At 61.4% G+C, this 14884-nt stretch carries 10 protein-coding genes, 3 tRNA genes and 1 pseudogene; 6 read left to right on the plus strand and 8 right to left on the minus strand.

Annotation, left to right across the window (positions count from 1 at the left end):
• Positions 1 to 28: 28 nt before the first annotated feature.
• The 6 genes from J9893_RS12680 to recR form a co-directional block, all read right to left on the minus strand.
• Positions 29 to 1333: an inosine/guanosine kinase gene (locus J9893_RS12680; RefSeq protein ID WP_010674425.1), complete on the minus strand. Its 1305-nt coding sequence runs from the start codon at positions 1331 to 1333 to the stop codon at positions 29 to 31.
• Between the two features lie 175 nt (positions 1334 to 1508).
• Positions 1509 to 1901, minus strand: coding sequence for an MAPEG family protein (locus tag J9893_RS12685; protein ID WP_041212923.1), 393 nt, complete (start codon positions 1899 to 1901; stop codon positions 1509 to 1511).
• A gap of 64 nt (positions 1902 to 1965) precedes the next feature.
• Positions 1966 to 2940, minus strand: a complete 975-nt coding sequence (gene hemH / locus J9893_RS12690) for a ferrochelatase (protein ID WP_010674423.1) — start codon at positions 2938 to 2940, stop codon at positions 1966 to 1968.
• 119 nt (positions 2941 to 3059) lie between these two features.
• Positions 3060 to 3704, minus strand: coding sequence for an adenylate kinase (gene adk, locus J9893_RS12695; protein WP_010674422.1), 645 nt, complete (start codon positions 3702 to 3704; stop codon positions 3060 to 3062).
• Between the two features lie 239 nt (positions 3705 to 3943).
• The gene (gene htpG / locus J9893_RS12700) at positions 3944 to 5857 is read right to left on the minus strand and encodes a molecular chaperone HtpG (protein ID WP_041212922.1); all 1914 of its coding nucleotides are present in this window, start codon (positions 5855 to 5857) and stop codon (positions 3944 to 3946) included.
• Positions 5858 to 6521: 664 nt separating this feature from the next.
• Positions 6522 to 7124, minus strand: coding sequence for a recombination mediator RecR (recR, locus tag J9893_RS12705; RefSeq protein WP_010674419.1), 603 nt, complete (start codon positions 7122 to 7124; stop codon positions 6522 to 6524).
• A 1211-nt stretch (positions 7125 to 8335) separates the two neighbouring features.
• Here recR and alr point away from each other — a divergent pair.
• A complete protein-coding gene (gene alr / locus J9893_RS12710; protein ID WP_171865750.1) occupies positions 8336 to 9448 on the plus strand; it encodes an alanine racemase in 1113 nt (370 codons plus the stop codon).
• Between the two features lie 91 nt (positions 9449 to 9539).
• Here the strand turns inward: alr and J9893_RS12715 are convergent.
• A tRNA-Ser gene (locus J9893_RS12715) sits at positions 9540 to 9627 on the minus strand.
• 270 nt (positions 9628 to 9897) lie between these two features.
• Positions 9898 to 11634, minus strand: a complete 1737-nt coding sequence (dauA, locus tag J9893_RS12720) for a C4-dicarboxylic acid transporter DauA (protein WP_041212899.1) — start codon at positions 11632 to 11634, stop codon at positions 9898 to 9900.
• A gap of 551 nt (positions 11635 to 12185) precedes the next feature.
• On the opposite strand from dauA, the gene J9893_RS12725 reads away from it, so the two are divergent.
• The 5 genes and pseudogenes from J9893_RS12725 (at position 12186) to J9893_RS12745 (ending at position 14672) form a co-directional block, all read left to right on the plus strand.
• Positions 12186 to 12261: transfer RNA gene (locus J9893_RS12725), tRNA-Asn, on the plus strand.
• Positions 12262 to 12263: 2 nt separating this feature from the next.
• Positions 12264 to 12339, plus strand: a tRNA-Asn gene (locus J9893_RS12730).
• A gap of 173 nt (positions 12340 to 12512) precedes the next feature.
• Entirely contained in the window at positions 12513 to 13523 is a 1011-nt protein-coding gene (locus tag J9893_RS12735; RefSeq protein WP_041212882.1) for an AraC family transcriptional regulator, read from the plus strand.
• 178 nt (positions 13524 to 13701) lie between these two features.
• Positions 13702 to 13836, plus strand: a complete 135-nt coding sequence (locus J9893_RS21970) for a hypothetical protein (RefSeq protein ID WP_257707510.1) — start codon at positions 13702 to 13704, stop codon at positions 13834 to 13836.
• Positions 13833 to 14672 (plus strand): annotated as a pseudogene (locus tag J9893_RS12745) (oxidoreductase). Before J9893_RS21970 ends, J9893_RS12745 begins: the two are co-directional and overlap by 4 nt.
• Positions 14673 to 14884 lie beyond the last annotated feature (212 nt).

Raw genomic sequence — 14884 nt, forward strand, 5'->3', positions numbered from 1 at the left:
CCTTTCTCGTGGTCGACAGGAAGAGGTATCACCGCTCCCAGTACACCTCTTCCAGGCTGTCTTCCTTCTCCGGCAACCCGCGGGAGAGGCGCGGGCTGCTCTGGGCCAGCACCTCGTAGCTCACCCGGTTGGCGTACTTGCACACCTGGGCCAGAGAGGAGTAGGTCAGGAATTCCGAGAGATGCTTGGCGGAGTTCGGCACGTTCATGCGGTGGTAGGCGTTCGCCACCATGTCGTGCAGCACGGCGGACAGCGCCCCGTCCCCTGCCCCGTTGGTGTTCTTGATCTTCTCCGGGCCGCCCATGTAGGGGGAGATGTGGGAGTAGATACGCGCAGGCTTGCGGCACTTGTCCCGGGCCATGGGGCGGCTGAACTCGTACATGTTGAACTCGGGGATGACGCCGGGCAGCAGGGTGTGGGTGGTCTCGCGCTTGTAGTCCTCGTCGGTGTAGCTCGCCATGTAGAGGCCGATGGGGCCGGCGGTGCAGAGCACCATGTCCGCCCAGTCCAGCGCCTTGTCGGCCGCGCCGAGGGGATCCTTTATCCCGGTCAGGGCCTCCGCCTCGTCCTCGTTCATGGCGAGCACGGTCACGTTCTCGCTGATGAAATCGCGCCACCACTGGGGATTCTCGTCGATGACGAAGCGGGTGCCCAGAGTCAGCACCACGGGCACCCCGGCCTCGCGGGCATAGCGCACCGCGGCCATGGCGGCCTCCTTCATGGGGGTGCCGTCGGCGCCGCGCACCAGGTAAGCGGTGATCACCAGGGCCGAGGCCTCCTTGATGATGGTCTCGGGGATGTGGTCCACATCCAGGTGATCCATCTTGCCGGCGTTGATGCCAAAGCTGCGCTCTCCCCCTTCGGTGATGAAGGTGAAGCAGCGCCCGACCGGGCCGTCCACCGGCTGCAGGTAGTCGAGGTTGACCCGGGAGGAGGTGTTGCACAGATAGCGGTAGGCATAGCTGCCGATGCGGATGTCCTGGCTCATGACGCCAAGCAGGATGGAGTGGGAGTCCGCCAGCACGGAGTAGTTGTGCATGGTGTTGCCGATGGTGCCGCCGGCAAATTCGCTCACCACCATGTTGTTGGCCTTGAGCTCGTCGTAGACCAGCTCCGCCACCTCGTCGGAGATGAGCATGGAGTGGCCCTTGCTCAGGCCGTACCGGTTCAGGAAGTCTTCATCCACATGGGCTTCGATATCCACCAGAGTCTGATCGATGCCCACTACATAGGCCTTGCCCAGTTCGGTGAGCTGGGAGTTCTGCGGGATCAGGGGATCACGTCTGTCGACCGGGAAGTAGTGTTTGGACTTGCGCTGACCGGGAAATTTCATGGCAATCTTCTGTGCTCTGGGGAAAAGAGGGGCGGGATTTTAACACAATCCACCACGCCGAAAAGTCGCACGATTGAATTTTGAGGTCAGTATAGACAAGGGTTTGCGAGGAAAACGTTTGACTTGGCTGCCACAAAAAACCACCCCGTGGCGGGGTGGTGTTGCGGGATGACATTCAGCTTGCCGAGAGCCCCTGCACCAGGGCCAGCACCGAGAACATCCCCAGCGACAGCCAGAAGAAGAGGGTGCCGAAGAGGCGCGGCATGTTGGGAGCCCTGGGGATCTGGATGCCGATGGCATGCAGGATGCGCCCCACCACCAGCAGCACACCGCCCAGGTGCAGCCAGAGCGCCCCGACCCCCGCCAGTTCGCACAGGGCCATCAGCAGCAGGGTGAGGGGCACGTACTCGGCAAAGTTGCCGTGGGCGCGGATCGCGGCCAGCATCTCGGGGGCTTCCCCCTCCCCAATCATCACCCTGAACTGGGCGCGGCGCTTGACCACCCAGAAGGAGAGCAGCAGAAACAAGAGCCCGAGCAGGCCGGCGTAAATCAGCGTGATATGCATCATCAGGACACTCCTTTATCGTTGAATCCGAACGTCCGCCACGTAGGGCACCGGATGAGAACGGCCATCATGCCAGCTCGCGACAGATGAGGGAAACCATCATGCGGATATGGGCCTGATCGCTGTTGAGGGCCGGGATGTATTCAAACTGCTCGCCACCGGCGGCCATGAAGATCTCCCGGTTCTGCACCTGGATCTCCTCCAGGGTCTCGAGGCAATCCGCCGAGAAGGCCGGGCAGATGACATCGAGCCGCTTGACGCCGCGAGAGGGCAAGTCGGCCACGGTCAGGTCCGTGTAGGGCTTGAGCCACTCCTCCTTGCCAAAGCGGGACTGGAAGCTCGCGGTCCACTGCTCCGGGGCCAGCCCCAGCGCCTCCGCCAGCAGAGCGGCGGTGCGCCTGCACTGATGACCATAGGGATCCCCTTCCCGCTCGTAGCGCTCGGGAATGCCGTGGAAGGACATCAGCAGATGCTCCCCCTGGCCGTGCTGCTCCCAGTGGCGACGCACGCTCATGGCCAGCGCCTGGATGTACTCCGGGTGGGCATGGTAATCGCGGATGAGCCGCACCACCGGCAGATTGCGCTCGGTTTTCATCGCCCTGGCCCAGGCGTCGAATACCGAGGCGGTGGTACTGACCGAATACTGGGGATAGAGCGGCAGCAGGATCACCCGGTTGACCCCCTGGGCCTTGAGAGCCTGCCAGCCATCGGCCAACGACGGGGCGCCATAGGTCATGGCGAGCGCCACCGGCACCTCGACCCCTTCCCGCTTGAGCTCGTGCTCCAGGGCCGCGCGCTGCTGCTGGCTGATGACCATCAGGGGGGAGCCCTGCTCGGTCCACACCTGCTGATAGAGCTTGGCCACCTTGGGGGAGCGGGTCGGCAGGATAATGAAGTGAAGCAGGGGGCACCAGAGGTAGCGCGGCAGGTCGACGACCCGCTGATCGTGCAGAAACTGGCTGAGAAACGCCTTGACCGCCGCCGTGGTCGGCGCGGCCGGGGTACCCAGATTGACCAGCAAGATCCCGGTTTTCGTGGTCACGTTAGCATCCTGTCGTTCTGTGTCGTGGGAATGGAATGCAAGAAAGGGCCCGGTATGGACCCTTTTCTCACTCTCGTAGCCAGCCGGCGAACGGCTGCGTCCTGCCGGCCCAGAATGGCTTAACCGAGAATGGCGGCCAGTTGCTGGCTGACCAGATCCACCGGCTGGGTGCCGTCGATCTTGACGTAACGGGTGTTGCCCGCTTCCGCTTCCTTGCCGTAGAAACCGATGAGCGGCGCGGTCTGCTGATGGTAGACATCCAGACGCTTGCGCACTGTGGTCTCTTCGTCGTCGGCACGGATCACCAGATCCTCGCCGGTCACGTCATCCTTGCCTTCCACTTTCGGCGGGTTGAACACCACGTGGTAGGTACGGCCGGAGCCGGAGTGCACGCGGCGGCCGCTCATGCGCTTGACGATCTCTTCGTCCGGCACGTCGAATTCCAGCACGAAGTCCACGGTCACACCGGCATCCTTCATGGCTTGCGCCTGGGGAATGGTGCGGGGGAAGCCGTCCAGCAGGAAGCCGTTGGCGCAATCCGGTTGCGCGATGCGTTCTTTGACCAGGCCGATGATGATGTCGTCGGAGACGAGCTGACCTGCGTCCATCACGGCTTTGGCCTTGAGGCCCAGCTCGGTACCCGCCTTGATCGCCGCACGCAGCATGTCGCCGGTGGAGATCTGCGGAATACCGTGTTTTTCCATGATGAACTGAGCCTGGGTACCCTTGCCGGCGCCCGGAGCTCCCAACAGAACAATGCGCATACACGCTCCTAGTTGATTGGTTATTCAATTCTTGAGAAGGCAAAAAACTACACGTTTTCGCCCGTATTAACAAGCTCGCCCCGTGTGAGTGGCCAGATTATCACCACACTCCCGCCCCGTCTCTGCGACCAAAGACGCAGACGACGACCACGAAAAATGATTGAAAATGCAGCAGCGCACCAGAGGGGAACGGCCAAAAAAAAAGCCCACTGTCATGCAGTGGGCCAATCACAATCACATCACGCTTGGAGTAGCAGACGGTTGATACGGGAGACGAAGCTCGCCGGATCATTGAGGCCACCCTGCTCCGCCAGCTGGGCCTGCTCGTGCAGGAGGGAGACCCACTCGCCAAACAGGCTCTCATCCTCGATGGTGCCGAGCTTCTTCACCAGGGCATGGTCGGGGTTGAGCTCCAGGATGTACTTCTGCTCCGGCACCGGCTGACCGGCGGCGCGCATCAGCTTGATCATCTGGGTGCTCATGCCGTGGGCGTCGGTGACGATGCAGGACGGCGAGTCGGTCAGACGGTGGGTGACGCGCACCTCTTTCACCGCCTCCCCGAGGCTCTTCTTGACCCGCTCAACCAGACCGGCGTTGGCTTTTTCAGCCTCTTCCTGCGCCTGCTTGGAGGCGTCGTCTTCCAGATCCCCGAGATCCAGTTCGCCACGGGTGACGGAGACCAGCTGCTTGCCGTCGAACTCGGTCAGGTGGCTCATCAGCCACTCGTCCACCCGCTCCCACATCAGCAGCACTTCGACGCCCTTCTTGCGGAAGATCTCGAGGTGCGGGCTGTTCTTGGCAGCGGCATAAGAGTCGGCGGTGATGTAGTAAATCTTCTGCTGACCTTCCTTCATGCGGCCAACGTAATCCTCGAGCGACACGGTCTGGGCTTCGCCCTCGCCAGCGGTGCTGGCAAAGCGCAAGAGCTTCGCGATCTCTTCCCGGTTGGCGTAATCCTCTGCCGGGCCCTCTTTGAGCACATTGCCGAACTCGCTCCAGAACTTGGCGTACTTATCGCCATCCTCTTTCGCCAGCTTGTTGAGCATGGTGAGCACGCGCTTGGAGCAGGCCTTGCGCAGGGAGGCGGTCACCTTGTTGTCCTGCAGGATTTCACGGCTGACGTTGAGCGGCAGATCATTGGAGTCCAGCACCCCTTTCACGAAGCGCAGGTAGGTCGGCATGAACTGCTCGGCGTCGTCCATGATGAAGACGCGCTGCACGTAGAGTTTCAGGCCGTGCTTCTGCTCGCGGTTGTAGAGATCGAACGGCGCACGGGCCGGGATGTAGAGCAGGCTGGTGTACTCCTGGGCCCCTTCCACCCGGTTGTGACCCCACAGGAGCGGATCTTCGAAGTCGTGGGCGACGTGCTTGTAGAACTCCTGGTACTCCTCGTCCTTGATGTCCTTCGGGTTGCGGGTCCAGAGCGCGGTGGCGCGGTTGACCTGCTCCCACTCCCCCGGGGTGCCGACGATGGTTTCACCGTCTTCTTCCCGATCCGGAGTGCCCTCCTTGAACATCTCCACCGGCACGCTGATGTGGTCGGAATATTTGCTGACCACGGAGCGCAGGCGCCAGTCGTCCAGGAACTCCTCTTCATCGCTGCGCAGGTGCAGGATGACGTCGGTGCCGCGACCGGCTTTGGTCACGTCAGCCACGGTGAAGGAGCCTTCCCCTTGTGATTCCCACTGCACGCCCTGCTCCGGCGCAGTGCCGGCGGCGCGGGAGACCACGGTCACCTTGTCGGCCACGATGAAGGCGGAGTAGAAGCCCACCCCGAACTGGCCGATCAGCTGGGAATCCTTGCCCTGGTCACCGGAGAGGTGCTTGAAGAACTCGGCGGTGCCGGACTTGGCGATGGTGCCCAGGTGCTCGATCACCTGGTCACGGGTCATGCCGATGCCGTTGTCCGAAATGGTCAGGGTCTTGTTCTCTTTGTCCACCACCAGGCGCACGCGCAACTGGCCGTCGTTTTCGAACAAAGAGGCATCGGAAAGCGCCTTGAAGCGCAGCTTGTCCGCCGCATCGGAGGCGTTGGAAATCAGCTCGCGCAGGAATACTTCTTTGTTGGAGTAGAGGCTGTGAGCCATCAGGCTCAGCAGTTGTTTGACTTCAGTCTGAAAGCCGTGGGTTTCGGCGTGAACACTTTGGGTCATCGACCAGTCCTCAAAACGTCGGGTTGAACAGATTCCCAAGCTAGATGGGGTTGGCCTTTCAAATATCAAGGGGCTTGCGTGCAAACTTGAGAGCAAATTTGCACACCGGCCCCTCGCTTGGCCCACACAGGCAACCCCCTCACGGCCTCCCCCTTCACAAGGGGGAGGTGAACTGCCATCCCCAGTCTGGCGAGGAGGGTCAGATTGGGATCGAGCGTGGAGCCAATGGCGAGGTCAGCCTTGCTCTCCCCTGCCAAGGGGAGGCATGAGGTGGGATCCGTTGCCCCCTCCCCTGCCAAAGGGGGCATGGGGCGGGCTCCGTTGCTTTCTTCCCTGCCAAAGGGAGGAGTGGGGCAAGATCCATTGCTCCCTCCCCTATCAAGGGGAGGGCCGGGTTGGGTTCGTTGCTTTCTTCCCTGCCAAAGGGAGGAGTGGGGCAAGATCCATTGCTCCCTTCCCTGCCAAAGGGAGGAGTGGGGCAAGATCCATTGCTCCCTTCCCTGCCAAGGGGAGGGCCGGGGTGGGGTTCGTTGCTTTCTCCCCTGCCAAGGGAAGGGCTGAGGCGGGGTTCGTTGCTTTCTCCCCTGCCAAAGGGAGGAGTGGGGCAAGATCCATTGCTCCCTCCCCTGCCAAGGGGAGGGCCGGGGTGGGGTCCGTGGCCTCTTTAGCTCAGACGCTGACGCCCCATCAGGGAGTGGGAGAGCGTGGTGCCATCCACCAGCTCCAGCTCCCCGCCCACCGGCACCCCGTGGGCGATGCGGCTCACCTCCACCCCGGCGGTGCGGGCCATGTCGGCGATGTACCAGGCGGTGGCATCCCCCTCGATGGTGGGGTTGGTGGCGAGGATCAGCTCCTTGATCTGCTCCTCTTGCAGGCGGCGCTCCAGGATATCGAGCCCCAGCTCCTCGGGGCCGATGCCGTCAAGGGGAGACAGATGCCCCATCAGCACGAAGTAACGGCCGGAGAACTGGCCGGTCTGCTCGATGGCGGCCACGTCCGCCGGGCTCTCCACCACGCAGAGCAGGCCATTCTCCTCGCGCTTGGGATTGGCGCAGATCTCGCAGCGATCGTTCTCGGTAAAGGTGCGGCAGTGGCTGCAATGACCGATTTCGGTGAGCGCCCGGTTGAGCAGGGAGGCGAGACGCAGGCCGCCGCTGCGCTCGCGCTCCAGCAGGGTGAACGCCATGCGCTGGGCCGACTTGGGGCCCACGCCCGGCAAGACCTGCAGCGCCTTCATCATCTCATCGAGCAGGGGACTGAATTTCATGGGGATATCCTTTAAAGCCGCGCCGAAGGAGTGATTCGACCCGCTTGTCTGAAGCGGCGCCGACTCCTCCATCCGAACCTATCTTGTTGGCGCAGGACTATACCCGAGCCGGCCCCGGGCGCCAATGGCCGATCCCGCCATAGTGCCTGACGGCCCAACATCACCCCGGTCGGGGCGCAGCACTGAGCGGCAACCTCCCTTTCCCCTCTTCCCACAACCCAGATCACGCCATGATTGCCAATCCAATTCCGGGGAAACCGGGAAACCCTCCCAGATTGCCCCAACTCACTCCCCACCAGCCTCCAGACAAGCCAGCACGGCCAGAAACCAGGCCCACATTGTTTGGTTTTTCTATTCGATAACCAGTTATCGTTTAACAAAACCAAACAATAAATGCCCTCTTGAGGTCCCGATTTATGACGTTGCGCCGGTTTTCAACGGCTCCCCCTTCTGTTTTTTCACCGGCCGATTAGTATGACTCACGCGACAACCAGCTCCGTTGAGGCCGTTACTAGGGAAGGTGCGAATAAGTCATATGGCACGAGAGCATTTACTGGTAACCCATTGATATTAAATGACTAAAATTTTCATTTTTTGTTCGTGGGATACTTGTTCGCACTTTCCTTAATTAACCGGCCCACATCCATGCTTCACCATCCCTGGCCACGGATGACCTGTCTCTCCGGCCGCGTGCGCCACCAAGCCGGCCACAAGCTTTCTTGGTGGCGTACACCACTCGCCGGTTCGACGAGATGCCCTCTTTAATCCGGCAGTTCCACCTTCACCCCCCATGGAGCTGGTAGCCTGCTTTTCTCCTCTGCCATGCACCTGCCCCTCCCCGCACCTTGGCCAGGGGTCGGCAACCCCACCTGCACGCAGCCGGTGCGAAAAACCGCCAACAATGTGCGAAAACGGCTCGATCCCCCTCCCGTTTTAAGGGGAAAAACCAGTGATAAATATTGCCCGATAGGGAGCCAGAGAAAGCGTTGGCAGGGAAATTTATACCGAGGAATATTCCGTATTTTGCGCATTTACGCATTCCTATTCGCCACATAATTTACCAACAAAAAAACAACTGATAACATCTTTTTACATTTTAAAGCATATAAAAACATGATTCAGTGACCCCCGTTTGCTCGTCCCGGCAGCCAGGATCACCGGATCGGGATTGAAACCATCAGCCAACTACTCATCGAGCAGACACCCGACCCATGATGAACACAGTTACGGCCAGCATCGATATCGATGCACTCCAGCACAATTTCACCGTGGTGCGCCGCCATGCCCCCCACAGCAAGATCATCGCGGTACTCAAGGCCAATGCCTATGGCCATGGGCTGCTGCAGGTGGCCCACGCCCTCGCCCAGGCCGATGCCTATGCGGTGGCAAGGGTCGAGGAGGCGCTGGTGCTGCGTGCCAACGCCATCACCAAGCCCATTCTGGTGCTGGGAGGCTTCTTCAGTGCCGAGGCGCTGCCGCTGCTGGCGAAACACGAACTGCAAACCACCTTGCATACCTGGGAGCAGCTGGCACTGCTCGAGCAGGCCAGTCTGCCCGCCCCCATCAAGGTGTGGCTCAAGCTCGATACCGGAATGAACCGGCTCGGGCTGCGCACCCTGGAGCTGCCCGCCTTCATCGAGCGGCTGAGCCATTGTCGCAACGTGGTGCAGCCGTTCCATCTGATGACGCACTTCAGCCAGTCCGATGAGCAGGATACCCAGGCCACCCGGCTGCAGATCGAGGAATTCAACCGCCTCTCTGCTCATCTGCCGGGCGAGCGGGCCATGGCCAACTCCGCCGGCATCCTCGCCTGGCCGGCATCGCGCAGCGACTGGATCCGACCCGGCCTCATGCTCTACGGCGCCTCCCCGTTTACCGGTCAGCTTGCCGCCGACCATGACCTGCGCCCGGTCATGAATCTCAAGAGCCAGCTCATCGCCACCCGCGCCTGCCAGCAGGGCGAGGCGGTCGGCTATGGAGGACACTGGGTGGCGGATCGAAATACTACCCTCGGCGTGGTGGCCGCGGGATATGGCGATGGTTACCCCCGCATGGCGCCCGAAGGTACCCCCATGCTGATCAATGGCCGCCGGGTGCCCATCGTGGGTCGGGTTTCCATGGACATGATCACCGTCGATCTGGGGCCGGCGGCCAGCGACAAGGTGGGAGACGAGGTGACGCTGTGGGGGGAAGGGTTGCCGGTGGAACAGGTGGCCGAAAAGATAGGCACCATCCCCTACGAGCTGCTGACCCGCCTGACCAGCCGGGTCCATCTGACGCACTGTGACAAACGCGAACAGATGCCGATGTTGAAGCTGGCCTGAGCAAGCGGTCTGAGACCGGCCACAGAGAAGTGTCAAACCAGCCCTTGATAAACAAAAGGCCCCGTCTTTCGACGGGGCCTTTTGTTTTATTTGGCGGTGAGGGAGGGATTCGAACCCTCGATACGTTGCCGTATACACACTTTCCAGGCGTGCTCCTTCAGCCACTCGGACACCTCACCAAATTTTCACTGCTTGAAGTGGCTTTCGGAGCACGCTGCGCGTGCATCTTGCCGACTTCGTCGGTGGGCAGCCACTCGGACACCGCACCCAATTTTGGTCTGTGCTTTAACGTGTTCAGCCAACACGAATTCGCTGCGCCGTTGCGCTGGAACGGGGCGTAATATAAGGGATAGGCGCGAGGCGGTCAATGCAATTTTTTATCTTTTGCCACTGTTTGCTCAATAAGCGAACCAAGTGACTAAAAATATGCCATTTCCTATCCCTTTCCATCAATTTTCAACCGCTTCGTGCAAATGTTCTCCTCGAATCGCCTCTTCCAGCGAGCCGTAGAACTCCAGCTCTCCCGCCACCGGACGCACCTTGGCCCGCGCCAGGGTCTTGAGGGGCTGGAATTGCAATTCAGCCACCTTGAGACGGACCCCCGCCTTGGCCATGCGTTTTGCGAACTGCTGGAAGGCGGTGAGACCGCCAGCATCCAGGATGGAGACCGCCTCCATTTGCAGGATCAACTCCTTGTGGTCCTTCACCTGGGCAAGCAACTCGTCAAAGACCCGCTCGGCGGCGGCAAAGAACAGTGGCCCGTTGATCTTGTAGACAAGGGTCGAGGGGGACACCTCGCTGGCATAGCGCTTGTGATCCGCCAGGTTGTGCAGCCTGGTCATCTTGGCTATCTCGCGCATGAACAGCAAAGAGGCCAGGATCACCCCGAAGGTGATGGCGATGACCATGTCGAAGATGACGGTCAGCGACAGGCAGACCAGCAGCACCAGTACATCGGATTTGGGCGCCCGGCGCACCAGATCCACCACCTTGTGGGCCTCGCTCATGTTCCAGGCCACCAGCAGCAACAGGGCGGCCATGGCAGAGAGCGGCAACCAGGAGAGCCAGGGCGCCAGCACCAGGATGGCGGCCAGCACCACCAGCGCATGGACGATACCGGAGATGGGAGAAGTGGCCCCGGCCCGCACGTTGGCGGCGGAGCGGGCGATGGCGGCCGTCGCCGTGATGCCGCCGAAGAAGGGCGCCAGTATGTTGCCGAGCCCCTGCCCCAGCAGCTCGCCATTGGAGCTGTGCTTGCGACCCGTCATGCCGTCCAGCACCACGGCGCAGAGCAGGGATTCGATGGCCCCCAGCATGGCCATGGAGAAGGCGGCGGGCAGCAGTCTCTGGATGGCGGCCAGGTTCCACTCCACCGGTGCCCCGTCCGGCCCCGGCAGCGCCCAGGGCATCACCAGGGTCGGCGCGATGGGGGGGATCCCCATGCCCTGGGTACCGTCGGCCAAGGTATAGCTGAACTTGCTGCCGATGGTGGCCACGTCCACCCCGAACTGGTGCAGGCCAAAGCCCAGGCCCACCCCCACCAGCACGGCGGGCAGGTGGCCGGGGACCGGCAGACGCAGCCTAGGCCAGAGCAGCAGCACCGCCAGGGTCGCCACCCCCACCAGGGTGTCCCCCCACTGCCAGCTGGGCAGGGCATGAGCCAGCGCCTGCACCTTGCCGAGGTAGGTTTCCGGCATCTCGGGCACCTGCAGGCCGAAGAAATCCTTGATCTGCAGGGTGGCGATCACGATGGCGATACCGCCGGTAAAACCCAGGGTCACCGAGGGCGGAATGTATTCGATGAGGCGGCCGAGGCGCGCCATCCCCATGGCCACCAGGAAGCAGCCCGAGATCAGGGTGGCCATCAAAAGCCCCCCCACCCCGAACTGCTGGGCCACCGGGTAGAGGATCACCACGAAGGCGGCGGTGGGCCCCGAGATGGAGAAGCGGGAGCCGCCGGTCACGGCGATCACGATACCGGCGATGATGGCGGTGTAGAGCCCGTGCTGGGGCGGCACCCCACTGGCGATGGCCAGTGCCATGGCAAGGGGAATGGCGATGATGCCGACCGTGATGCCGGCGATGAGGTCGCGGCCAAAGCGCGCCACGCTGTAGGGTTCGTCAATGCAGGATTGGCGCAATGCGATGGCCAGCTTCACGCCTTGTAAGGAAGCTTGATTGTGCATGTCTAGGGTAATACCAGAAGAGGGAGACAAAGGCCGGGGTGAACCGGCACCCGATCATCATCAAGGGCCGGCAGAGCTGTCGACGCGGCGATGGTATCGAAGGCAACCATACCCGACCCGGCCAGATAATTCGATGGGCAGGATCAAGAAATGGCCATTACCCCGCATTATTGTCATCGATAGCTCGCATATCGCCGATTTTCCCTGCCATTCCTTTAATAGATCCCTGGTCATCGCGAACCGGCACCTCCCTCGCATCCCCCACACCTCAGAGGCAAGCCCATCGACAGGGGCGACATCGCCGATTTTCATCGGTTCCCGCCATGATCGGCTTATCCATTGCCTCGCCCCCTCCAGGCCGATGGCACCTTCATCGCCAGCCCGACCGTGGCCGCAGGCAGGGCATCTCAAGCTGCTGATTGTGCTGAAAATAGTCCACAGCGCCCAAGTTTTGGGCAAACGGGCCGAAAAGCCCTTTTTCCGTGGAGTGGCGGGTTGACACCCGTCCGGGGGATCATTAATATCCGCTGCGTCTCGACGAGACAGGCAATTCCTCCTTAGTTCAGTCGGTAGAACGGCGGACTGTTAATCCGTATGTCACTGGTTCAAGTCCAGTAGGAGGAGCCAATTCCCTCGTAGTTCAGTCGGTAGAACGGCGGACTGTTAATCCGTATGTCACAGGTTCAAGTCCTGTCGAGGGAGCCATATTCCATGCCTCAAAGGCCCGATCGCAAGATCGGGCCTTTTTGTTTTGCCTGTCTCTGGCATCCAATGCCACCACATTGGCGCCTTTTGCATGTCAATGCTCTCGCCCTGCCCCCTATACTGGTCCTCATTCCGCTAGCACTGACTTCACCTCGCACGGCAAAGGCGCACGCATGGCACACAAATCTCACTTTTCCCTGGACGTCGGATGGCAGCTACTGCTCAAAGACCTTGGCCTGCCATCCAGGCATGTCTTGCGCAGGGCACTGCTGCCGGAAGACACGTTGTCGCGCGAGAATCATGGGTTGACCACCGATGAGTATTTCCGTTTCTGGCGGGCGCTGGAGCAGGAAGCCAATGACGTCCTGTTTCCCTTGCGGCTCATCGAGACCGTTTCCAGCGAAGTCTTCAGTCCCCCCTTGTTTGCCGCCCTGTGCAGCCCGGATCTGATGCGGGCTGTCCAGCGGCTGGCCAAATACAAGGCGCTCGTTGCCCCCATGAGCCTCGAGATCTCGGTAGGCTCCTGGGGAGAGATGACGCTCTCCCCTCGCTGGCAAGGAGGGCACACCGAGGTCCCGGTCTCCCTGCAGGTGGTGGAACTCGCCTTCTTTGTCCGACTGGCACAGATCGCCACACGTGAGGCGATCTGTGCCGTGCGAGTGACACTGCCTGCGCTCCCTGCTGGAAAGGCACTGCAGCGCTACGAGCGCTTCTTCGGCACCGCCATCACACTTGGAACCCATGCCAGCATTACGTTTTCTGCCGTGGACGTGCTGCGCCCCTTTCTCACGAGCAACGAGGGGATGTGGCAAGCCTTCGAGCCCGAGCTGCGTCGCCAGTTGTGCGAAATGGACTCTGCCGCCACCACGGCGGAGCGGGTGCATGCCGTTCTGCTCGAGCTCTTGCCAAGCAACTCGGCCACCATTGAGGTGGCGGCAAGTCGCTTGGGCATGAGCAAGAGAACCCTGCAACGCCGGCTGGAAGAGGAAGGGGAAAACTTTCGAGCCCTGGTCAGCGAGACGCGAAGAAGGCTCGCCTGCCACTACCTTGAGCACACCACCCTGTCTGGAGGGGAGATAGCCTTTCTGCTTGGCTTCGAAGATCCCAACTCCTTCTACCGCGCATTCCAGGATTGGACCGGGCGGACGCTGGAAAGCACTCGCCAGTCATATCGATTCAACTGAGGTCAGCCTCATGACCACCCATATCAATCCCGTCGCGTGCTGCTCGCCGGGGCCACCTTCGCCGTCGCTGGCAGCCGGGAGGCATTTAGCGCCGTCGACTTCACGGCCAATCTGGCCGCCGCCAGGGCCGCGGTCAAGGACGGTGATCGCCGCACAGGCTGACTCGAAAGCAATAGGGATGGCGCAGTTCGATGGCGTCATGGCGCCGTTTGCCAGAACCATGGCATCACGGGTCGGATATGGTATCGATACCGCAGGCAAGCCGATTCTGGACTCGCATGCGATTCATTTTGCTCAAGGATCTTCCATATGAACTCAAACGTTGTGCTCGTCACCGGCGCCTCCTCCGGTATCGGAGCGGCCACCGCCATGAAACTGAAGGCTCTAGGATTCACCGTGTATGCCGCAGCGCGGCGCATCGAACGCATGCAATGACTGACAGACGCGGGGATCCGCGTCATCGCCATGGATGTGACCCAGGATGCATCTATGCAGGCAGGAGTTGAGAGAATCATCACCGAAACCGGCAAGATCGACGTACTGGTCAACAATGCCGGGTATGGCTCCTACGGCTCGGTTGAAGAAGTCTCTCTCGAGGAGGGTCGCACCCAGTTTGACGTCAATGTGTTTGGCGCCGTTCGCCTCATCCAGCTGGTGCTGCCCCACATGCGCGCCCGACAGACTGGCACCATAGTCAACATCACCTCCATGGGCGGCAAGATCCACACCCCGCTAGGAGCCTGGTACCACGGAACCAAGTTCGCACTGGAGGCCATCAGCGATTGCCTTCGCATGGAGGTGGAACCCTTTGGCATCAATGTAGTAGTGGTAGAACCGGGTGGCATCAAGACCGAGTGGGCCGACATTGCCGCGCAAAAACTGCGCGAGGTCTCCGGCGAGGGGCCTTATGGTCACCAGGCCCTCCCCATGGGGGAGTCCATGATCGGACGCGCCAGCCGCCAGCGCCAGTCCCCGCCGGAACTCATCGCGGATACCATCGCCAAGGCGGTCCAGACCCGTCGCCCCAAGACCCGCTATGCCGTTGGTTTTGGGGCCAGGCCGATGATCTTCCTGCGCCGCTTGTTGCCGGATCGTGCATTTGACCGCTTCATGCGCCTTGCTACAGGGATCCCGCACCAACGCGGCTGACCCAGTCCACCGACACCTCACTCAGGATAGGCTTGCGCCTGAAAGCCCGGCCATCGGCCGGGTTCTTTCTTACCCCCTGCCCCACCTCGGGGCAAGGGCGCTCGCCTTCCACCCCCGCATCCCGCTGCGCCCGTCCCTTGCCCTCATGGCCTGTTGCCACAAGATAGCGCAGGCTTACCCTCTATGGGGTACCACTCTGGTGCGCCCTGCCT

This window comes from Aeromonas sp. MaB10011B (genome assembly GCF_017939325.1).
Classification (GTDB): domain Bacteria; phylum Pseudomonadota; class Gammaproteobacteria; order Enterobacterales; family Aeromonadaceae; genus Aeromonas; species Aeromonas caviae.